This is a genomic window from Pseudacidovorax sp. DMC4, from assembly GCF_056314265.1.
In genome coordinates this window covers 556,469-576,011 of record NZ_JBQUYR010000001.1, presented here as the reverse complement: position 1 = coordinate 576,011, position 19,543 = coordinate 556,469, and the positions used below count along the sequence as shown (strand labels likewise).

The following is a 19,543-nucleotide window of genomic DNA, read 5'->3' as shown; positions in this document are numbered from 1 at the left end:
TACCGGGCGAGGTGCTGGTCATGGGGGCGGGCGCCGTTGGCTGTTACGTCGGTGGCTGCCTGGCTGCCGCAGGCGTGCCGGTGACCTTCGTGGGGCGGTCGCGCGTGGTGGAGGCGCTGGCGGCCAAGGGGCTCACGCTGACCGACCGCGATGGCGCGCGCCGCACCGTTGGCGCGCCCCAGTTGGGCCTGGCGCAGGCCGTTCCGGCCGGTTCGCGGCCGGCCCTGGTGCTGCTCACGGTCAAGGGCGGCGCCACGGCACAGGCGGCGGCCGAACTGGCCGCGAGCCTGCCGGCCGGCACGCCCGTGCTCTCGCTTCAGAACGGCATCGGCAACGACCGCGTGGTGCAGGCGGCCGCGCCTGCGCTGCGCGCCCTGCCGGGCATGGTGCCCTACAACATCGCTGAGCTCGCGCCTGGTGCCTACCACCGCGGCACGCCCGGCAGGCTGGCAGCACAGGACGATGCGGCGCTGCGGCCCTGGCTGCCGGTGTTCGAGGCCGCCGGCCTGCCGCTGGACCTGCATGCCGACATGGCCGGCGTGCAGTGGGGCAAGCTGCTGCTCAACCTCAACAACCCCGTCAACGCGCTGTCGGGCATGCCGCTGCGTGACGAACTGCTGGACCGCGGCTACCGCCGCTGCTTCGCCGCGCTGATCGACGAAGCGTTGGCGGTGCTGCGTGCCGCGGGCATCGAACCCGCACAGATGACCGCTGTGCAGCCCGGCCGGTTGCCCGGGCTGCTGCGCCTGCCGGACTGGCTCTTCCGCCGCGTGGCGGCGCCCATGCTCAAGGTCGATGCCAAGGCGCGCTCCAGCATGGCCGACGACGTGGCGCTGGGCCGTCGCACCGAGGTCGATGCGCTGTGCGGCGCCGTGGTCCGATTGGCCCGCGGCCACGGCCTGGATGCGCCGCGCAACGCGCGCATGGTCGCGTTGATGGATGGCGGCTGGCCCGCGCCGCCGCCGCGCCTGGGTTCAGCCGAACTGCGGCAGGCGCTGGGGCTCTGAGGGCGCTCAGCGCCGCGCGACCAGTGCGGACAGCACGGCGCGCAGCGTCGCGACGGCCGCCTGCCGTCCGCCCTCGTCGGTGGCCATCTGTGCCCGCACGATGGCGCCGTCGAAGGCCAGGGCCGCGGCATCGGCCAGCAGGCCCTGCAGCGGCCCTTCCGGCAGCAGTTGCGCGATCACCTGCGTCATCTCGGCCTTGTGCACCTGCGCCACTGCCACGGCCTCGGGCAGGGCTGGCGCCAGCTCGACCACGGTGTTGATGAAGGCGCAGCCGCGGAAGTCCGGCTGCGCGCACCATTCGTCCAGGACGTCGGCGAGCAGCAGGAGGTGTGCGCTGCCGTGCGCGGCCTCGCCGGCGCCATGTCGGCCCAGCGCGTCGATGAACCAGGCCATCCAGCGCGCATGCCGGAGGTCCAGGAAGGCGCGCACCAGCGCATCCTTGCTCGGAAAGTGCCGGTAGAAGGTGAGCTTGGCCACGCCCGACTCGGCAATCAGCCGGTCCACCCCGGTGGCGCGGATGCCGTCGCGGTAGAACAGGTCGTGGGCGGTCGAGAGGATGCGGTCGCGCGCAGGCAGCTCGGAATCCTGGGGGGCAGGGGAGGGCATGCCGCCATTGTAGACAGGTCTGTCTACATGCAGTATCGTGCGGCCGCCGATATAGACAGGTCTGTCTACATCGGCCGCTTTCCACCCTTGCCACCCCAGGAGCCTGACTCTGATGACCGACACCCGCCCACCCCTGCCGCCCTTTACGCTCGAATCCGCCACCCAGAAGGTGCGCGGCGCCGAGGACGCCTGGAACTCCCGCGATCCCGACCGGGTGGCCCAGGTCTACACCGAGGACACCGTCTGGCGCAACCGCACCGAGTTCCCGGTCGGCCGCGAGGCCGCGCGCGCCTTCCTGCAGCGCAAGTGGGCGCGAGAGCTGGACTACCGGCTGATCAAGGGCCTCTGGGCCTTCGGCGGCAACCGCATCGCCGTGCGCTTCGCCTACGAATGGCGCGACGACTCGGGCCACTGGTTCCGCAGCTACGGCAACGAGAACTGGGAGTTCAACGAACAGGGCCTGATGCAGCGGCGATTCGCCAGCATCAACGACCTGCCGATCGCCGAAAGCGACCGCCGCTTCCACTGGCCGCTGGGGCGCCGGCCCGATGACCATCCGGGGCTGGAAGAGCTCGGCCTCTGAGCGGCACGCCGTGCACCTTGCAGGCACGGCGGTTGCATGCGGATGGTGCATGGCTGTGCACGACCCTGGCGCCTTCGCGGGCGCGCTTTCCCCGATGGACCTGGGCGATGGCGTGCCCTGGCACCGGCGCCTGGGCCTGCTGCTGGAGTCCACCGGCGAAGGCATCTTCGGCATCGACCTGGACGGGCACTGCATGTTCATCAACCGGGCCGGGGCCGAGCTGCTGGGCCATGACGCCGCCGAGGTGCTGGGCCGCAACATGCACGAGCTCACGCACCATTCGCATCCCGACGGCTCGGTCTATGCCGACACCGATTGCCCGATCTTCAACGCCTTCCGCCGCGGCCTGCCGTGCCGCATCGACAGCGAGGTGTTCTGGCGCCGCGACGGCAGCTGCTTCGCGGTCGAATACTCCAGCTATCCCATCGTGGACGGCGACACGGTGCGCGGCGCCGTCATCACCTTCGTCGACATCACCGAGCGAAAGCGTGCCGCGCAGGCCATGCGTGAATCGCGCGACGAGATGGAGCGACGCGTGGCGGAGCGCACGGCCGAGCTGAGCGCTGCGCTCAGCCAGGTGCGCGCGCTGTCGGCCTGGATGGACTCGGTGCGCGAGGAAGAGCGGACGCGCATCGCGCGCGAGGTGCACGACGAACTCGGCAGCCTGCTGGTGGCCATGAAGATGGACGTCGACTGGGTCAACCGCCGCCTGGGCGAGCAGAAGGCGCGCGAACCGGCCGAGGCCGAAGCGATGCGCCTGCAGCTGCGCGCCAAGTGCGACAACATGAGCCAGCTCATCGAGCGGGCCGTGGACAACGTGGGGCGCATCATCACCGACCTGCGGCCCAGCATCCTCGACCACCAGGGCCTGTGGGCGGCGCTGGAGTGGCAGGCCAACGAGTTCGTCCAGTCGGCCGAACTGGCGCTGGGCTGGCGCATGGCCGTGGATGGCGCGCCCGAGCTGCCCGAGCCGGCGGCAATGGCGGTGTTCCGCATCTTCCAGGAGATGCTGAGCAACGTCGGCCGCCATGCGCGGGCGAACCGCGTGGACATCGACATCCGCATGGCGGACGGCAACCTGCACCTGATGGTGAGCGACGACGGCGCGGGCGCGCCCGTGCAGGCCTTCCACGCGCCGGGCTCCTACGGCATCCGCGGCATGCGGGAGCGCGCCCTGCATTTCGGCGGCACGGTGGACGTGCACAGCACGGTGGGGCAGGGCACCACGCTGCACCTTCGCATGCCGGCGCCATGACGCCAAATACCCCGACGACCGCTTCCCGCCCCGCCGCCGTACGCGTGCTGATCGGCGACGACCACCGCATCGTGCGCGAAGGCCTGCGCCAGGTGCTGGGCGATCCGGCCAACGGCGCGCCCGAGATCGTGGTCGCCGCCGAGGCCGTGACCGGGCCCGAGGTGCTGGCGCAGGTGGCCGCCCTGGGCGGCCGGGCCGGCATCGACCTGGTGCTGCTGGACATCGCGCTGCCCGGCCGCGACGGGCTGGACGTGCTGCAGGCCCTGCGCGCCGACTGGCCCACGCTGCCGGTCGTGATGATCTCCACCTACCCGGAGCGGCAGTACGCCGTGCGCTGCATCCGCCTGGGCGCGGCCGGCTACCTCAACAAGAGCGCCGATGCGGACGAGATGGTGGCGGCGGTGCGCAAGGCGGCGGCCGGTGGCATCCACGTGACGGCTGCCACTGCCGAGGCGCTGGCGGCCGCCGTGGGCCGCGGCGGCGCCGCCACCGAAGCGCTGTCGCACCGCGAGCACCAGGTCTTCCGCCTGCTCACGACGGGGCACAGCGTGAGCGAGATTGGTGCGCGCCTGGGCTTGGCGCCCAACACCGTCAGCACCTACCGGGCGCGCGTCCTCGAAAAGACCGGCACCAAGAACGACGTCGAGCTCGCGCTCTACGCCGAAAGGCTGGCCCAGGGCGGCACCCGGCCCTGATTCCGGCCGCCCGTGTAGTGGCAGCCCTACAGGGGCTCGACGGTGCGGGCGCGATTTGTCGAGGGCGCATCGGTGTTGGCCCATTCCGGCCCACGCGTTGCAAGGCGAGGACATTCCATCAACGAGGTGAAGCATGTCCCGTCTGTCTGTCAACGACCGCCGCTCCGACCCCTACGACGCCGACCGTCCGCTGATGCTGCGCTGCGCCTGCGGCCAGGACCACGCGCCCGGCGACCACACGACCGCCGCCGCGTCGGTGGAGGAAGCCTCGCGCGACTTCGTGGAGGCGAGCCTGGTGAAGGCGCTCTTTCCGCACGAGCCGCTGCGCAGGCGCTTTCTGCAGGCGGTGGGTGCCGGCACCGCCCGTGCCGCCATCGCCTCGCTGCTGCCGGTGGCCTCGCTGCAGGCCATGGCCCAGGAGCAGCGCGCGCCCGAGAAGAAAGACCTCAAGATCGGCTTCATCGCCATCACCTGCGCCACGCCGCTGATCATGGCCGACCCGCTGGGCTTCTACAAAAAGGAAGGCCTCAACGTCCAGCTCAACAAGACCGCGGGCTGGGCCCTCATCCGCGACAAGATGCTCAGCCGCGAGCACGACGCCAGCCACTTCCTGTCGCCCATGCCGCTGGCCATCAGCATGGGCCTGGGCTCGACGCAGGTGCCGATGAAGGTGGCCACCATCCAGAACACCAACGGCCAGGCCATCACGCTGCACGTCAAGCACAAGGACAAGCGCGACCCGAAGCAGTGGAAGGGCATGAAGTTCGCCGTGCCCTTCGAGTACAGCATGCACAACTTCCTGCTGCGCTACTACCTGGCGGAGCATGGCGTGAACCCCGACACCGACGTGCAGATCCGCGTCACGCCGCCGCCCGAGATGGTGGCCAACCTGCGCGCAGGCAACATCGACGGCTTCCTGGGGCCGGACCCGTTCAACCAGCGGGCGGTGTACGACGAGGTGGGCTTCATCCACATCCTGTCCAAGGAAATCTGGGACGGCCACCCGTGCTGCGCCTTCGGCGTGAGCGAGGCCTTCATCCAGCAGAACCCGGCCACCTTCGCGGCGCTGTACCGCGCGGTGATCAATGCCTCCTTCATGGCCAGCCAGCCCAAGGACCGCGAGCTGATCGCCAAGGTGATCGCGCCCACGCAGTACCTCAACCAGCCCGAGACGGTGATCGCGCAGGTGCTCACCGGCAAGTACGCCGATGGCCTGGGCGCGGTGAAGAACGTGCCCGACCGCGCCAACTTCGACCCCGTGCCCTGGCAGAGCATGGCCGTGTGGATGCTCACGCAGATGAAGCGCTGGGGCTATGTGAAGGGCGACATCGACTACCGCCAGATCGCCGAGAAGGTCTTCCTGCTGACCGATGCGAAGAAGCAGATGGCCGCGGCCGGCTGGAAGGCGCCGGAGGGCGCCTATCCGCGCTTCAAGGTGATGGGCAAGGAGTTCGACCCTGCCCGCCCCGAGGCGTACCTCAAGAGCTTTGCCATCGCGAAGACGGCCTGAGGCGGGCATCTCCATGGCCATGAACAGGACCTCGTCCTCGCTCACCGTGCGTGCGGCCATCGTGTCGCTGCTGCTGCTCGTGCTCTTGCTGGCCGGCTGGCACCTGGCCACCGCGCCGGTGGCCACGGCCGGCAGCACCGCCGGCCTGACGCAGGAGCAGATCGATTACCTCAGGCTGATGGGCAAGGACCCGGCCGCCGGGATCCAGAAGAGCAGCGGCTTTCCGACGCCCGCCCAACTGGGACGCACCATCGTGGAGGAGCTGTCCGATCCCTTCTACGACAACGGGCCCAACGACAAGGGCATCGCGATCCAGCTGGGCTGGTCGCTGCTGCGCGTGGGGCTGGGCTTTGCCCTGGCCTGCGTGGTGGCGGTGCCGGCGGGCTTTCTGATCGGCATGTCGCCGCTGATGCGCAAGGCCTTCGACCCCTTCATCCAGGTGCTCAAGCCGATCTCGCCCCTGGCCTGGATGCCGCTGGCGCTCTACACCATCAAGGATTCGTCGGTCTCGGGCGTGTTCGTCATCTTCATCTGCTCGGTGTGGCCGATGCTGATCAACACCGCCTTCGGCGTGGCCTCGGTCAAGCGCGAATGGCTCAACGTGGCCAGCACCCTGGAGGTGCGGCCGATGCGCCGGGCGCTGCGGGTGATCCTTCCGGCGGCGGCGCCCACCATCTTCACCGGCATGCGCATCAGCATGGGCATCGCCTGGCTGGTGATCGTGGCCGCCGAGATGCTGGTCGGCGGCACCGGCATCGGCTACTTCCTCTGGAACGAGTGGAACAACCTGTCGCTGACCCACGTGATCTTCGCCATCCTGCTGATCGGCGTGGTCGGCATGCTGCTGGACCTGGGCTTCGCGGCGTTGCAGAAGAAGGTGACCTATGTGGAGTGAGGCCGCCGACATGTCCATGCCCTCCGCACAGGCCGGCCCGGTGCCGGCGACCGGCGCGATCGCAGCAGCGCCGGGCGACTTCCTGCAGGTGCAGGGCCTGGGCCGCGTGTTCCAGCCCGGCCGCCCGGTGTTTGCCGACGTGGGCTTCGGCGTGGCCCGGGGCGAGTTCGTCTGCATCATCGGCCACTCCGGCTGCGGCAAGACCACCATCCTCAACGTGCTGGCTGGACTCGACGAGGCCGACCAGGGCCATGTGTTCATGGGCGGCCGAGAGTTGCGCGGCCCCAGCCTGGAGCGCGGCGTGGTGTTCCAGAACCATGCGCTCATGCCCTGGCTGACCGTGCGTCGCAACATCGCCTTCGCCGTCGAGTCGCGCTGGCCGCAGTGGAGCCGGGCGCAGGTGGCGGCCCATGTCGAGAAGTACGTGGCTCTGGTCGGCCTGTCGGCCGCGCTGGACAAGAAGCCCTCGCAGCTGTCGGGCGGCATGAAGCAGCGCGTGGGCATCGCCCGCGCCTTCGCCATCGAGCCCAAGATGCTGCTGCTGGACGAGCCCTTCGGCGCCCTGGATGCGCTGACGCGCGGCACGATCCAGGACGAGCTGCTGGCCATCGTCCAGCGCACGCAGCAGACGGTGTTCATGATCACCCACGACGTGGACGAGGCCATCCTGCTGGCCGACCGCATCCTGCTGATGCGCAACGGCGTCGAACTCCCGGGCGGCCAATGGCGGCCGGGCGGCATTGCCGAATCGGTGCAGGTGGCGCTGCCGCGCGAGCGCACGCGGGCCGGCCTGCACCGGCTGCCCGGCTACTACGAGCTGCGCAACCACATCGTCGATTTCCTGGTCAGCCGCGCGCAGGCCGCCTGACACCTCTCTCTTTTTTCCAACCCCCGTTTTCTGCACAAGGAGCCATCGCATGAACCGCAACGACGTCACCGAGAAGATCATCGCCACCAAGGTGTCCAAGGGCATCACCTGGGCCTCCGTGGCCGAACAGGTCGGTCTCTCGAAGGAATGGGTCACGGCCGCCTGCCTGGGCCAGATGACGCTGGACGCCGCCCAGGCCGCCACCATCGGCGAGATCTTCGGCCTCAGCGCCGACGAGCAGAAGTGGCTGCAGGTCGTGCCCTACAAGGGCTCGCTGCCCACGGCCGTGCCCACCGATCCGCTGATCTACCGCTGGTACGAGATCGTCAACGTCTACGGCACCACCATCAAGGAACTGATCCACGAGGAATTTGGCGACGGGATCATGAGCGCCATCGACTTCAAGATGGACATCGTGCGCGAACCCGATCCCAAGGGCGACCGCGTGAACGTGGTGCTGTCGGGCAAGTTCCTGCCCTACAAGACCTATTGAGCCTCGCGCATCGCTACGGTGCGCGAGGCCGGCCGGACGCACCACCGTCCGCCAGCGTTCCGAAAAACGCCCCGACGAAGGCTGCGCCGGGGCGTTTTGCTTGGGCATGCTTCCTGCATAAACGTTCCTGTAATAGATCGTTGATTCATATGTGAATCAGAAGAGCCATCTAACCTAGGAACAACCCGCATACCAAAGCCGTCGACAGCCCTTAATCTCGCTGTCGTATTTCAGAAAAGAATCGTCGTTTCACCTATTAATCAATCATGTCCTTTCCCACGAAACTACTCCGCGCCCTGATGCTGGGCCTGGGACTGGTCGCTGCCGCCAGCGCCGCACTGGCGCAGGGCAACTGGCCGTCCAAGCCGATCACCATCGTCGTCGCCTATCCGGCAGGCGGCGACACCGACGCGCTGGCGCGCGTCTTCGCCGAGAAGCTGGCCCCGCGCCTGGGCCAGCCGGTGCTGGTGGACAACAAGCCCGGCGCCAGCGGCGTGATCGGCAGCGCGTTCGTGGGCAAGGCCCAGCCCGATGGCTACACCTTGCTGATGGCACCCAACACCTTCGCCATGGCACAGCTGGTACTCAAGACCACGCCACAGGCAGGCTATGACGTGCTGAACGGCTTCACGCCCATCATCCAGACGGGCGCGCAGCCGCTGTTCATCGCCGCAGGCCCGGGCACCAAGGCCAAGTCGCTGAAGGAGGCGATGGACGAGTCCAAGAAGAGCGAGCTGGCCTATGCCAGCCCCGGCAGCGGCTCGCCCATGCACGTGCTGGGCGAGATGTTCAACAAGAGCACCGGCGCCAACTTCCGCCATGTGCCGTACCGCGGCGTCGCCCCAGCCCTGACCGACATCGCCGGCGGCCATGTGCCCCTGACGTGGATCACCTACGGCCCCATCGCGCCCTACCTCGCCGACGGCAAGATGCGCCTGTTCGCCGTCGCCCAGGCCCAGCGCAGCCCGCTGGCGCCCGACGTGCCGACGCTGGCCGAACTGGGCTACAAGAACGTCGAGGTCACGGCCTGGAACGGCCTGTACGGTCCCAAGGGCCTGTCGCCCGAGATCGTGAAGACGCTCAACACCCACATCAACGAGATCATCAAGATGCCCGACGTGGCCGCCAAGATGAAGACGCTGGGCACCATCCCGGTCGGTGGCGCGCCGGACGTGCTGGCCAAGACGACGGCGGCCGACCTGGAGCGCTTCACGCGCGTGGTCAAGGAACTGGGCATCCAGGCCGATTGAGCACGTTGGCGTAGCTCGCGCTTCTGGCGCGTGCACGGCACACAAGAAGGTCGGTCCGACGCAAGTCGGACCGCCCTTCGTTCATGCGCTGGCGGGGCGCCGCGGTTCAGAGCGCCGTTCAGACATCGTCGTCTTCGCCTTCGTCTTCCGCGTCGTCCTCGACCATTTCTCCTACGGCGACGCGCACGTCGTCATCTGTCATGCCGTCGTTGGGGCCAACGATGCGGTCGGGCAGGATGTCGGCATCGGGCGTCACTGTGCCCTCGACGTCCGCGCGCTCGCCGGTGCCGGACGCATCGGTGGCGCCGCCAAGCGGCTCCAGCATGGGCCCGCCGGGGCTGTCCTCGGGGCGTGCGAGAAAGGCGTCCTCGCCCACCGTGTCGCTGCCGCTGTCCGAGTTGTCGCTCGGGCCCAGCAGGGTGGTGTCGTCGTCGTGGGGCAGGGTGTTGTCCGCGCTGCCCAGGATGCTGCTTCTGGCCATGGTGTGCTCCTTCTGGGGTCGGCGATGTGCCAACGCATGGAAGAACCTTGCGCGGTGACCGTCGTGCACCCTGTGGGAGAGGGCCGATGGGCCCTGTCAGGGGGACATGGGCATGTGTGGCCGCTGTCTTGGCCTTCCACCGTATGCGGGGCAGGAAGGCCGTGACATCCACTCAGCCGGGCACGAGCATGAAGGTGGCGTGCAGCCCCGCGATGGCCGAGGGCCCCACCCACAGGTCGAACTCGCCGGTGTCCACCGTGGGGCGCATGTCGGCGCCGGTGAAGAGCAGGTCCTCGCGGGTGAGCAGGAAATGCACCTGCACGGTCTGCCCGGCCTCGATGCGCACGCGGTGGAAGGCTTTGAGCTCGCGCACGGGCCGCGTGAAGCTGGCGGCGCGGGCGCCGATATAGAGCTGCACCGTCTCGTCGACGGCGCGGGTGCCGGCGTTGGTGACGCTGGCCATCACACGCAGCGGCTGGTCGGGCGCCATGCGGCCGGGGCTGACTTCCAGTGCGCCGTAGCGCACGGCCGAGTAGCCCAGCCCGTGCCCGAAGGCGTAGAGCGGCTCGTTGGTCGCATCCAGGTAGCGGGTGCGGAAGCGCCCGGGCCCGCCCTGCGTATCGGGCCGGCCGGTGCGCTTGTGCGCGTAGTAGAAGGGCACCTGCCCCGGCGTCTGCGGAAAGCTCACCGGCAGCCGGCCGGAGGGGGACGCGTCGCCGAACAGGATGTCGGCGATGGCCGGCCCCGTCTCGGTGCCCAGGAACCACGTGACCAGCAGCGCCTGCGCGTTGCGCACCGCGCCGCGCAGGGCCAGCGCACGGCCGTTGCGCAGCAGCACGACCACCGGCTTGCCCGTGGCCGCCACGGCCTCGGCCAACTGCTGCTGGGCCTGCGGCACCTCGATGTCGGTGCGCGAACGCGATTCGCCCGACATCTGGTCGCTCTCGCCCAGCGTCATGACCACCACGTCGGCCTGGCGCGCGGCCGCCACGGCCTGCGCGATGCCGCCATCGAGCGGCGATTCCACGTCGCTGCCACGCACGACGCTCAGCAGCGACGGATCGGCCAGTTGCGCGCGGATCGCGTCCTCGATGCCCACCGGTGGCAGCTGGCCCGGAAAGGGCCGCCACGGCCCGAAGAGCGACTGCGCATCCGCAAAGGGCCCGATCAGCGCGATGCGCTTGCCCGACTTGGGCAGCGGCAGCAGGTCGCCGCTGTTCTTCAGCAGCACGATGGAACGCTGCGCCGCCTCGCGGGCCAGCCGGCGGTGGGCGGCGCCGTCGAAGCGCGGCGGCGCGCCGGGCGCGTCCTCCTGCAGTCCGCGGAAGGGCTGCTCGAACAGGCCCAGCCGCTGCTTGACGCGCAGCACGCGTCGCACGGCCTGGTCCAGCCGTGCCATGGAGACATCGCCGCTGCGCACCAGCTCCGGCAGGTGGCGCATGTACAGGCCACTCTGCATGCTCACATCCGTGCCGGCCAGGAAGGCGCGGCGGGCGGCCTCGCGCTCGTCGGCCGCAAAGCCATGGGCGATCAGTTCCTCGTCGGCGGTGTAGTCCGACACCACGAAGCCCTCGAAGCCCCATTCCCGCCGCAGCACCTGTGTCAGCAGCCAGGGATTGGCATTGGAGGGCACGCCGCCGATCTCGTTGAAGGCCGCCATCACCGACAGGGCGCCGGCATCGATGGCGGCCTTGAAGGGCGGCAGGTAGACGTCGCGCAGGGTGCGCTCCGACAGGTCCACGGCGGCATAGTCCAGCCCGCCTTCGGCCGCGCCGTAGCCGGCGAAATGCTTGGGCGTGGCCAGCATGGCGTCGGCGCGCGACAGGTCCGCCGTCTGGAAGCCGCGCACGCGGGCGGCCGCGAAGCGGCGGGTGAGCAGCACGTCCTCGCCATAGCCCTCGACGACGCGGCCCCAGCGGGCATCGCGGGCGATGTCGATCATGGGTGCGAAGGTCCAGCGGAAGCCGTCGGCCGTGCCTTCGCGGGCGGCGGCGCGGGCGGTGCGCTCGGACAGGGACGGATCCCAGCTCGCGGCCTCGGCCAGCGGCACGGGGAACACAGTGCGAAAGCCATGGATGATGTCCACGCCGAAGAGCAGCGGAATGCCCAGGCGCGATTCGCGCACCGCCACCTCCTGCGCGCGGCGCTTGGCCGCCAGCCCCTCGCCATTGAACAGGCCCATGACGCGGCCGGCGCGGATGTCATCGAGCTGCTGGCGCAGGCCCACCTGGCCGGTCTGCGGATTGCCCAGGATCTCCTCGGCGGCAGGGGCGTAGAGGCTCAGCTGGCCGACCTTTTCCTCGATGGTCATGCGCAGGATCAGCGCCTCGATGCGGGCATCGGCGGCCAGGGATTCGGCGAGGGCTTCGGCGGGTTTCTGGAGCTCGGCGCAGCCGGCGAGGCCGGTGGCGATGGGGAGCGAGGCAAGACGGAGCAGGGCTTGGCGGCGATGCATGCCGCCAATTGTCAACAAAGGTCAAAAGTCCCCGGCCCAAGGCCGGGCTCAGTCCTTGTAGCCCGGGCTCTCGCGGTCCAGCTTGCGCAGCAGCGCCGGCCAGGCGATGTTGGCGCCCTGGCCGGTGGTGACCTTCTTCATCACCTGGCTGATGCCGTCCATGATCTGCGGGTTGACATGGACCAGCTCGCCGCCGGCCTGGGCGTCGATCTGGATACGGCAGGCGTTCTCGAACGTGTACATGTGCAGGAAGGCGTCGGCCACCGTCTTGCCCACGGTCAGCAGACCGTGGTTGCGCAGCAGCATGTAGTTGTTGCGGCCGAGGTCCTGCTGCAGGCGCGGCTTCTCGTCGTCGCGCACGGCCACGCCTTCGTAGTCGTGATGCGCCAGCGAGGCCAGCACGAAGGTGCTCTGCTGGCTGATGGGCAGCACGCCGCATTTCTGGGCGCTGACGGCCACGCCGGCACGGCTGTGGGTGTGCAGCACACACTGCACGTCGTCGCGGGCGGCGTGGATGCAGCTGTGGATCACGAAGCCGGCCGGGTTGACCGGGTACGGCGAGTCGATCAGCTTGTTGCAGTCCATGTCCACCTTGACCAGGCTGGAGGCCGTGATCTCGTCGAACATCATCCCGTAGGGGTTGATCAGGAAGTGATGGTCCGGCCCCGGGATGCGCGCGCTGATGTGGGTGAAGACCAGGTCGCTCCAGCCGTACAGCGCCACGAGGCGGTAGCAGGCGGCGAGGTCCACGCGCAGCTGCCATTCCTCGTCGGAGACGAGGCGGCGGACTTCGCTGAGTTCGGCTTGGGTGGTGGCATTCATGGGAGTCTCCTAGGGCGCCGCGTGGGCGGCAGGGTCGAATGGTCGCGGGGGTGGATGGCAGCGACAGCGTGCCGCCTCAAGCCGCTTCTGTGGCCAGGGCCTTCTTGTAGATGCTCTGGCGCGGCTGGGCCACCAGGCGGCGCAGCATGGGCTCGAACTCGGCGATGGGCAACGTCTCGCCCTTGGGGTCGAAGGCCGGGTTGTCGTAGAGCTCGCAGAACTCGGCCGTGCGCTCGAAGTACGGATGGTTGCGGAACTGCTCGCGCAGGTCGCGGTCCAGCCCGATGTGGTGAAAGAAGTAGTGGCCCTGGAAGATGCCGTGGTGCTTGACCATCCAGTGGTTCTCTTCGCTGACGAAGGGCTGCAGGATGGCGGCGGCGATGTCCGGATGGTTGAAGGCGCCCAGCGTGTCGCCGATGTCGTGCAGCAGGGCGCAGACCACGTATTCCTCGTCCCGGCCGTCGCGCAGGGCGCGGGTGGCGGTCTGCAGGCTGTGGGTGTAGCGGTCCACCGGAAAGCCGCCGTAGTCGCCTTCGAGCAGTTTCAGGTGCGCCATCACGCGCTCGGGCAGTCCGCTGGCGAAGTGCATGAACTCGCCACTGATGGCCTGCCAGTCCTCGCGCGTGCTGTCCTGCATGCGCACGAAAGTCGCCCTGTGGGCCATGGTCGTCTCCGTCGTTGTCGTGGGGGAGACGGCACTGTAGGCCTGCGCAGCGGGCGCCGTCTGTCCGGCAGACGACAGGAGCGGCGAATGCGGTCAGCGCCTGGTGAAGACGACGTCCCACACGCCGTGGCCGAGCTTGATGCCCCGGTTCTCGAACTTGGTCAGCGGCCGGTAGTCCGGCTTGGACGCGAAACCACCCGCATCGGATGCGGCTGTATTGGCCAATAGCGGCTCGCCTGCCAGCACCTCGACCATCTGCTCGGCATAGGGCTGCCAGTCGGTGGCGCAATGCAGGTAGCCGCCGGGGGCCAGGTGCTCGGCCAACTGGTGCACGAAGCCGGGCTGGATCAGCCGGCGCTTGTGGTGGCGCTTCTTGTGCCAGGGGTCGGGAAAGAACACATGCACGCCGGCCAGGCTGCCGGGCGGGATCATGTGCTGCAGCACCTCCACGGCATCGTGCGCCACGATGCGGATGTTGGCCAGGCCTTGCTCGCCCGCGCGCTTGAGCAGCGCGCCCACGCCCGGCTCATGCACTTCGCAGCAGAGGAAGTTGTCGCCCGGCCGCACGCGCGCGATGTGCGCGGTGGCTTCGCCCATGCCGAAGCCGATCTCCAGCACGGTGGGTGCCTCGCGGCCGAAGGCCTGCGCGAAGTCGAGCGGGGCGGGGCGGTAGGGAATCAGGTACTGCAGGCCGAAGTCCGCATAGGCGCGGGCCTGCGCATCGGTGGTGCGGCCGGCGCGCCGCACGAAGCTGCGGATACGGCGGTGGGGATGTTCGGTGTCGCCGGCTTCAGGCGGGGCAGCGGCGGAGTCGTTCGTTTCGTCGGCGGTCACGGAGCGGGATTGTAGAGAGCGGCCCAGGGTGCGACCCAGCCCTCCAGGGCCTGTCGGACACCATCTCGCAATGGTGCAGCGGGGAGCCCCAGGGCCTGCGCGGCGGCGTCCAGTGCCAACCGCGCCGCGGTGGCCGTGCCGGTATCGATGGCCGCGGCGCCGTTCTGCTTGGACAGCTTTTCGCCATTGGCACCCAGCACCAGCGGGGTGTGCAGGTAGCGCGGCGTCGGCAGGCCAAGGGCGCGCTGCAGCAGGATCTGGCGTGGCGTGTTGTCGGTCAGGTCTGCGCCGCGGACGACGTCGGTGACGCCCTGCTCGGCATCGTCCACCACCACGGCGAGCTGGTAGGCCCAGGGTCCGTCGGCGCGGCGCAGCACGAAGTCGCCGACCTCGCGCAGCACATCCTGCTGCTGCGCGCCCAGACGTCGATCGGTCCAGTCGACGGTCGACGCCAGCATGCGCCAGGTGGCGAAGCGCCAGGCCCGAGGCGCCTTGCCGTTCAGGCCGTGGCGGCAGGTGCCGGGATAGACGCGCTCGCCATGGCGGTCGTGGCCGATGCCCTGTGCGGCCAGCACCGCGTCGATCTCGCGGCGCGTGCAGCCGCAGGGATAGGCCAGGCCGGCACCGATCAGCCGCTCCAGTGCGGCCTGATAACGACCGACGCGCGCCGTCTGCCAGACCGGCGCCTCGTCCGGCACCAGGCCGCAGGCGGCCAGCTGCTGCAGGATGTGCTCGCCCATGCCGGGCAGGCAGCGTTCGGTGTCGGCGTCCTCGATGCGCACCAGCCAGCAGCCGCCGGCTGCGCGTGCATCCAGCCAGCTGGCCAGCGCCGCCACGAGCGAGCCCGCATGCAGGGGGCCGGTGGGCGAGGGCGCGAAGCGGCCGATGTAGCCGGGCACGGACCTCAGAGGATGGCCAGCGCCAGTTCCAGCCCCGAGACGAAGGCGTCCTCGACCCGGTGGCCCAGGCACCAGTCGCCCGCGATGCCGATGCCCGAGGCGGCGTTCCAGAGATGGCTGCGGCCGAGCGGCGTCTCGGTCTTGGCTTCGGTCCACAAGCGGGCGTGGGCGAAGGAGGGCTCCACGCGGATGCCGGTGATCTCGGCAAAGGCCCGAAGCAGCTTGGCCTGCACGCGGGCCGCGTCGTCGCCGATGTGCTCGGCCGACCATGGGGCGCTGGCCTGGACCGTCCAGCGTTCGATGCTGCCGCGGCCGGGCTTGGACGATTCGCGCGCCAGCCAGGCCACGCGGTGGTGGGTGGAGCGGGCGCAGTTCCACTGCGGTCCCAGGTGGGGCAGGCCGGGCTGGCTGGCCTGCGCGAAGGCGATGTGCAGCGACCAGCAGGGCGCGATGCGCACCGGTGCCAGCGGCGCGGCCAGGGCAGGGGCCACGGGCTGCAACAGGCTGCGCGCCGCGCCGGCCGGCACGGTCAGCAGCACGGCATCGAAGCCGGCATGCACGGCGTGGTCGTCGCCGTCGCCCTGTGTGCGCAGCTGCCAGCGGCCGGGCTGCAGCGTGTCGGCCTCCAGGCACGAGACGGTGGTGCCCAGGTGCAGGGCATGGCCCAGCGGCGCCGCCCAGTGGGCGGCCAGGCCGTCCATGCGGGGCAGGCCGACCCAGTGCGGTTCCAGGCCCGGCAGCGAGGCTTCGACCACCCGGCCCAGGGCATCGAGCACGCGCACGGCGTTGGCGCTCCAGCGGCGGCAGGGCGCGGCGGTGGCGTCCAGGGCCCGGCGGAAGCGCTCGTCACGGACGGTGAAGTACTGGGCGCCGGTGTCGAAGCTGCCGGTGCGGCTGTCCAGGCTGGCCAGCCGTCCGCCGGGCGTGGACGCCTGCTCGAACACCGCCACCTCCAGGCCGGCTTGCGCCAGCGTGCGCGCCGCCGCGAGGCCGGCGATGCCTGCGCCCACGATGGCGATTCGGCGGGGTTGGAAATCGGGGCGGTCGGCGTCGGTGAGGGGCATGGCGGCAGGTGTTGCGGGCAGCGGGATGGTCGTGCGACTCTAACCGCACCGATGACGCACCATGCTGCGCCAACGCAGGGCGACCGGGTTTGTCCCCGGTACGGTCGGGCCGCCGGCCAGTGGCCTCGCCTTCAGCGGCCGCGGTGCTGCGTCAGCAGGGCCTCGCGCGTGCCCGTATGCTCGAACTGCGACAGCCACCACTGCAGCGCCAGGCCTGGCTGGGCGGCGCTGCGCACGCGCCATGCGGCATGCATGTTGGTGGTGGGGGCGGCGCGTTCGGTGGGGAGCGCAACCAGGTGGCCGGCCTCCACATAGGGCCGGGCCATCGGCTCGGGCAGGAAGCCGGCACCCAGCCCGTGCAGCTGGGCATGCAGCTTGGCCTGCATGGTGGGCACGGTGAGCACGTCCTGCCCGGCCAGCAGGTTGACGTTCATGCCTTGCGACAGCCGCGCCGAATCGGCGGCGGCGACGGCGCGGTGCTGGCGCATCATGGCCTCGGTGACGGGCAAGCTGGTGCGCGTGAGCGGATGGTTCGGTGCCACGGCATAGACGAAGGACAGCTGACCCAGCACACAGCTGCGGATGCCGGTGCCGGTGAAGCCCAGCCCGTCCGCGTCGAGCACCGAGCCGATGGCCAGGTCGGCCTGGCCGCTGGTCAGCGCCTCGATGGTCCCCAGCAGGGTCTCGTCGCGCAGCTTCAGCCGCGTGGGTGGCGACAGGGCATAGAAGGCGCCCACCAGGTCGTAGAGCGGGTCGCGGGCGATCACGCTGTCGATGGCGATGGTCAGCTGAGGTTCCCAGCCCGTGGCGATGCGGCGCACGCGGTTCGCCACCGCGTCGATCTCGCCCAACAGCCGCACCGCATCGCGCAGCAGTTCGCGGCCCGCCTCGGTCAGTTTGGCCTGGCGGGCGCTGCGGTCGAACAGCAGCACGTCCAGCGCGTCCTCGATCTGCCGCACACGGTAGGTGAGGGCCGAGGGCACCAGCCCCAGGCTGCGGGCGGCGGCGGCGAAGCTGCCGCGGTCGACCACGGTCTGCAGCATGGCCAGGGCGTCGGGCGTGAGGACTTCGCGGGCGGTGGGCATGGCCGGATTGTCATTCAAAAAATTTGAACGACGTCTTCAATGCACTGCGGTTTCAAGCCGGGTCCGCCGGCCTAAAGTTCATCCCATCGCGGCGCAGTTCGGTGCCGCCTACCGGGGAAGGCCGGCGCAGCAGGCGCCACCGCCAGCCCCATTCGAAGGAGTTCAACATCATGCTGCAGATCCGCAAGTCCCAGGAACGTGGCTATGCCGACCATGGCTGGCTCAAGTCCTTTCACAGCTTCTCGTTCGCCGGCTACTACGACCCTGCCTTCATGGGCTGGGGCAACCTGCGGGTGATCAACGAGGACCGCGTGGCCGCCGGCGCCGGCTTCGGCACCCATGGCCACCGCGACATGGAGATCATCAGCTACGTGCTCGACGGCGAGCTGGCCCACAAGGACAGCATGGGCAACGTCGAATCGATCCCGCCCGGCGACGTCCAGCGCATGAGCGCGGGCCGCGGCGTGATGCACAGCGAGTTCAACCACAAGGCCGACCAGACCACGCACTTCCTGCAGATCTGGATCGAACCCAATGTGCGCGGCATCCCGCCGGGCTATGAGCAGAAGCAGGTCGACGTGGCCGACAAGCGCGGCAAGCTGGCCCTGGTGGCGGCGCCCGAAGGCGAAGCCGCCGCCGTGAGCATGCATGCCGACGCGCGGCTCTATGCCGGCCTGTTCGACGGCGACGAGGCGGCCGAGCTGAAGCTCGACCCGGCCCGCAAGGCCTATGTGCACCTGATCCGCGGTGCGCTGGACGTCAACGGCCAGCGCCTGCAGGGCGGCGATGCGGCGATGATCGCGGCCGAGTCGCAGCTGAGCCTGGCCGGCGGCCAGGACGCCGAGGTGCTGGTGTTCGACCTGGCGCCGTGATCGCAGAATGAGACGGCCCGCCCTGTGCGGGCCGTTTCTTCATCGATTCCCTTCGCGGTGCCGTCCGTCATGCGGCGGCATCTTTCACTGCTTCCAATCTGTCCAAACCGATTTTTTCAACGCAAGGAGCTACTTCCATGGCCATCACCCAGACCTCCAACACCACCCCGACCCAGGACGCCGCAGCCCTGGTCGGCCGCGTGCTCATCGCGCTGCTGTTCCTGCCGGCGGGCTGGAGCAAGCTCACCGGCTTTGCCGGCACCGTCGGCTATTTCGGCAAGATCGGCGTGCCCATGCCCGAGGTGGCGGCGGTGATCGCCGTGGTGGTCGAACTGCTGGTCTGTCTGCTCTTCCTGGTCGGCTTCAAGACGCGCCTGATGGCCATCATCCTGGCCGTGTTCACCGTCGCCACCGCCTTCCTGGGCCATGCCTTCTGGAACGTGCCCCCCGAAATGGTGATGGCCCAGAAGACCAACTTCTTCAAGAACTTCGCCATTGCCGGCGGCTTCCTGGCCTTCTTTGCCTTCGGCCCCGGCCGTTTCAGCATCGACAAGAAGTGATGCCCGCGGGCCGCGGTGCTGGCGCCACGGCCCATCTTTTTCCAATCCCTTTCTGAACCTGGAACTCCCATGACCGACATCGCCATCGTCTACCACTCCGGCTACGGCCACACCCAGCGCGTCGCGCAGGCCGTCGCAGAAGGCGCCAACGCCGCCGTGATCGCCATCGACGCGGATGGCAACCTGCCCGAAGGCGGCTGGGAAACGCTGGCCGCGGCCAAGCTGATCGTCTTCGGCGCGCCGACCTACATGGGCGCCCCCAGCTGGCAGTTCAAGAAGTTCGCCGACGCCTCGTCCAAGGTCTGGTTCGTCCAGGGCTGGAAGGACAAGCTCTTCGCCGGCTTCACCAACAGCGCCACCATGAACGGCGACAAGTTCGCCACCATCGCCTACTTCTGGCAGCTGGCCATGCAGCACGGCGGCCTGTGGGCTGGCCTGGGCATCGTGCCGAGCAACAAGAAGGAATCCAGCCGCGACTCGCTCAACTACGTTGGTGGCTTCGGTGGCCTGATGACCACCTCGCCCGCAGACGCGAGCCCCGCCGAGATCCCGGCTGGCGACCTGCAGACCGCCCGCGCCTTCGGCGAGCGCCTGCAAGGCGCGCTGAAGCTGCTGGCCTGATCCCTCTGCATCCCATCCACGCCA

At 69.5% G+C, this 19,543-nt stretch carries 21 protein-coding genes; 12 read left to right on the top strand and 9 right to left on the bottom strand.

Translation table 11 applies throughout. The annotated features are described in order from the left end of the window. Positions 1-20 precede the first annotated feature (20 nt). Positions 21-1,007, top strand: coding sequence for a 2-dehydropantoate 2-reductase (locus tag ACT54X_RS02630; RefSeq protein ID WP_294369879.1), 987 nt, complete (start codon positions 21-23; stop codon positions 1,005-1,007). Positions 1,008-1,013: 6 nt separating this feature from the next. On the opposite strand, the gene ACT54X_RS02625 is transcribed toward ACT54X_RS02630, so the two are convergent. After that, a complete protein-coding gene (locus ACT54X_RS02625; protein ID WP_294369437.1) occupies positions 1,014-1,613 on the bottom strand; it encodes a TetR/AcrR family transcriptional regulator in 600 nt (199 codons plus the stop codon). A gap of 112 nt (positions 1,614-1,725) precedes the next feature. Between ACT54X_RS02625 and ACT54X_RS02620 the strand changes: the two genes are divergently transcribed. From ACT54X_RS02620 to ACT54X_RS02585, 8 genes are all read left to right on the top strand, one after another. Beyond that, positions 1,726-2,196, top strand: coding sequence for a nuclear transport factor 2 family protein (locus ACT54X_RS02620; protein ID WP_294369435.1), 471 nt, complete (start codon positions 1,726-1,728; stop codon positions 2,194-2,196). Positions 2,197-2,245: 49 nt separating this feature from the next. Then, positions 2,246-3,451 carry a sensor histidine kinase gene (locus ACT54X_RS02615; RefSeq protein WP_476344877.1) on the top strand — a complete coding sequence of 402 codons (1,206 nt, stop codon included), beginning with the start codon at positions 2,246-2,248 and terminating at the stop codon, positions 3,449-3,451. Continuing rightward, entirely contained in the window at positions 3,448-4,146 is a 699-nt protein-coding gene (locus ACT54X_RS02610) for a response regulator transcription factor (protein WP_294369434.1), read from the top strand. Before ACT54X_RS02615 ends, ACT54X_RS02610 begins: the two co-directional genes overlap by 4 nt. 133 nt (positions 4,147-4,279) lie before the next feature. Beyond that, positions 4,280-5,656 (top strand): CmpA/NrtA family ABC transporter substrate-binding protein, encoded by a 1,377-nt coding sequence (locus tag ACT54X_RS02605; protein WP_476344874.1) that lies wholly within the window; start codon positions 4,280-4,282, stop codon positions 5,654-5,656. Positions 5,657-5,669: 13 nt separating this feature from the next. Further along, on the top strand, positions 5,670-6,551 hold the full coding sequence (gene ntrB / locus ACT54X_RS02600) for a nitrate ABC transporter permease (protein WP_476344872.1): 882 nt from the start codon (positions 5,670-5,672) through the stop codon (positions 6,549-6,551). After that, positions 6,541-7,419: an ABC transporter ATP-binding protein gene (locus ACT54X_RS02595; RefSeq protein ID WP_476344870.1), complete on the top strand. Its 879-nt coding sequence runs from the start codon at positions 6,541-6,543 to the stop codon at positions 7,417-7,419. The genes ntrB and ACT54X_RS02595 overlap by 11 nt, the downstream gene beginning before the upstream one ends. 49 nt (positions 7,420-7,468) lie before the next feature. Next, entirely contained in the window at positions 7,469-7,912 is a 444-nt protein-coding gene (gene cynS, locus ACT54X_RS02590) for a cyanase (RefSeq protein ID WP_234192256.1), read from the top strand. Between the two features lie 299 nt (positions 7,913-8,211). Next, positions 8,212-9,162 (top strand): Bug family tripartite tricarboxylate transporter substrate binding protein, encoded by a 951-nt coding sequence (locus ACT54X_RS02585; RefSeq protein ID WP_476345101.1) that lies wholly within the window; start codon positions 8,212-8,214, stop codon positions 9,160-9,162. Positions 9,163-9,280: 118 nt separating this feature from the next. Here ACT54X_RS02585 and ACT54X_RS02580 read toward each other — a convergent pair whose 3' ends face one another. The 8 genes from ACT54X_RS02580 to ACT54X_RS02545 form a co-directional block, all read right to left on the bottom strand. Further along, entirely contained in the window at positions 9,281-9,643 is a 363-nt protein-coding gene (locus ACT54X_RS02580; protein ID WP_294369423.1) for a hypothetical protein, read from the bottom strand. Between the two features lie 172 nt (positions 9,644-9,815). Next, a complete protein-coding gene (bglX, locus tag ACT54X_RS02575; RefSeq protein ID WP_476344868.1) occupies positions 9,816-12,098 on the bottom strand; it encodes a beta-glucosidase BglX in 2,283 nt (760 codons plus the stop codon). A 48-nt stretch (positions 12,099-12,146) separates the two neighbouring features. Next, complete coding sequence (locus ACT54X_RS02570) at positions 12,147-12,920, bottom strand: class II aldolase/adducin family protein (protein ID WP_476344866.1); 774 nt, start codon at positions 12,918-12,920, stop codon at positions 12,147-12,149. 76 nt (positions 12,921-12,996) lie between these two features. Further along, positions 12,997-13,584, bottom strand: a complete 588-nt coding sequence (locus tag ACT54X_RS02565; RefSeq protein WP_476344864.1) for an HD domain-containing protein — start codon at positions 13,582-13,584, stop codon at positions 12,997-12,999. A 93-nt stretch (positions 13,585-13,677) separates the two neighbouring features. Further along, positions 13,678-14,418 (bottom strand): tRNA (guanosine(46)-N7)-methyltransferase TrmB, encoded by a 741-nt coding sequence (trmB, locus tag ACT54X_RS02560; RefSeq protein WP_476344862.1) that lies wholly within the window; start codon positions 14,416-14,418, stop codon positions 13,678-13,680. Continuing rightward, a complete protein-coding gene (gene gluQRS / locus ACT54X_RS02555) occupies positions 14,415-15,326 on the bottom strand; it encodes a tRNA glutamyl-Q(34) synthetase GluQRS (RefSeq protein WP_294369871.1) in 912 nt (303 codons plus the stop codon). The genes trmB and gluQRS overlap by 4 nt, the downstream gene beginning before the upstream one ends. Next, the gene (locus ACT54X_RS02550) at positions 15,323-16,381 is read right to left on the bottom strand and encodes an NAD(P)/FAD-dependent oxidoreductase (protein WP_294369412.1); all 1,059 of its coding nucleotides are present in this window, start codon (positions 16,379-16,381) and stop codon (positions 15,323-15,325) included. Before ACT54X_RS02550 ends, gluQRS begins: the two co-directional genes overlap by 4 nt. A gap of 131 nt (positions 16,382-16,512) precedes the next feature. Next, positions 16,513-17,466, bottom strand: coding sequence for a LysR family transcriptional regulator (locus ACT54X_RS02545; RefSeq protein ID WP_476344859.1), 954 nt, complete (start codon positions 17,464-17,466; stop codon positions 16,513-16,515). Positions 17,467-17,636: 170 nt separating this feature from the next. Between ACT54X_RS02545 and ACT54X_RS02540 the strand changes: the two genes are divergently transcribed. The 3 genes from ACT54X_RS02540 to ACT54X_RS02530 all read left to right on the top strand — a co-directional run bounded on the left by ACT54X_RS02540 (position 17,637) and on the right by ACT54X_RS02530 (position 19,519). Further along, the gene (locus ACT54X_RS02540) at positions 17,637-18,338 is read left to right on the top strand and encodes a pirin family protein (protein ID WP_354318638.1); all 702 of its coding nucleotides are present in this window, start codon (positions 17,637-17,639) and stop codon (positions 18,336-18,338) included. Between the two features lie 137 nt (positions 18,339-18,475). Continuing rightward, positions 18,476-18,898: a DoxX family protein gene (locus ACT54X_RS02535; RefSeq protein ID WP_294369404.1), complete on the top strand. Its 423-nt coding sequence runs from the start codon at positions 18,476-18,478 to the stop codon at positions 18,896-18,898. Positions 18,899-18,967: 69 nt separating this feature from the next. Continuing rightward, positions 18,968-19,519, top strand: coding sequence for a flavodoxin family protein (locus ACT54X_RS02530; RefSeq protein ID WP_294369401.1), 552 nt, complete (start codon positions 18,968-18,970; stop codon positions 19,517-19,519). The last annotated feature ends 24 nt before the right edge of the window (positions 19,520-19,543 follow it).

Bases quoted from the DNA above. Each gene is read 5' to 3' on its own strand.
- ACT54X_RS02630 (WP_294369879.1), top strand. From the start codon at position 21: ATGGGGGCGGGCGCCGTTGGCTGTTACGTCGGTGGCTGCCTGGCTGCC.
- ACT54X_RS02625 (WP_294369437.1), bottom strand. From the start codon at position 1,613: ATGCCCTCCCCTGCCCCCCAGGATTCCGAGCTGCCTGCGCGCGACCGC.
- ACT54X_RS02620 (WP_294369435.1), top strand. From the start codon at position 1,726: ATGACCGACACCCGCCCACCCCTGCCGCCCTTTACGCTCGAATCCGCC.
- ACT54X_RS02615 (WP_476344877.1), top strand. From the start codon at position 2,246: ATGGCTGTGCACGACCCTGGCGCCTTCGCGGGCGCGCTTTCCCCGATG.
- ACT54X_RS02610 (WP_294369434.1), top strand. From the start codon at position 3,448: ATGACGCCAAATACCCCGACGACCGCTTCCCGCCCCGCCGCCGTACGC.
- ACT54X_RS02605 (WP_476344874.1), top strand. From the start codon at position 4,280: ATGTCCCGTCTGTCTGTCAACGACCGCCGCTCCGACCCCTACGACGCC.
- ntrB (WP_476344872.1), top strand. From the start codon at position 5,670: ATGGCCATGAACAGGACCTCGTCCTCGCTCACCGTGCGTGCGGCCATC.
- ACT54X_RS02595 (WP_476344870.1), top strand. From the start codon at position 6,541: ATGTGGAGTGAGGCCGCCGACATGTCCATGCCCTCCGCACAGGCCGGC.
- cynS (WP_234192256.1), top strand. From the start codon at position 7,469: ATGAACCGCAACGACGTCACCGAGAAGATCATCGCCACCAAGGTGTCC.
- ACT54X_RS02585 (WP_476345101.1), top strand. From the start codon at position 8,212: ATGCTGGGCCTGGGACTGGTCGCTGCCGCCAGCGCCGCACTGGCGCAG.
- ACT54X_RS02580 (WP_294369423.1), bottom strand. From the start codon at position 9,643: ATGGCCAGAAGCAGCATCCTGGGCAGCGCGGACAACACCCTGCCCCAC.
- bglX (WP_476344868.1), bottom strand. From the start codon at position 12,098: ATGCATCGCCGCCAAGCCCTGCTCCGTCTTGCCTCGCTCCCCATCGCC.
- ACT54X_RS02570 (WP_476344866.1), bottom strand. From the start codon at position 12,920: ATGAATGCCACCACCCAAGCCGAACTCAGCGAAGTCCGCCGCCTCGTC.
- ACT54X_RS02565 (WP_476344864.1), bottom strand. From the start codon at position 13,584: ATGGCCCACAGGGCGACTTTCGTGCGCATGCAGGACAGCACGCGCGAG.
- ACT54X_RS02550 (WP_294369412.1), bottom strand. From the start codon at position 16,381: ATGCCCCTCACCGACGCCGACCGCCCCGATTTCCAACCCCGCCGAATC.
- ACT54X_RS02545 (WP_476344859.1), bottom strand. From the start codon at position 17,466: ATGCCCACCGCCCGCGAAGTCCTCACGCCCGACGCCCTGGCCATGCTG.
- ACT54X_RS02540 (WP_354318638.1), top strand. From the start codon at position 17,637: ATGCTGCAGATCCGCAAGTCCCAGGAACGTGGCTATGCCGACCATGGC.
- ACT54X_RS02535 (WP_294369404.1), top strand. From the start codon at position 18,476: ATGGCCATCACCCAGACCTCCAACACCACCCCGACCCAGGACGCCGCA.
- ACT54X_RS02530 (WP_294369401.1), top strand. From the start codon at position 18,968: ATGACCGACATCGCCATCGTCTACCACTCCGGCTACGGCCACACCCAG.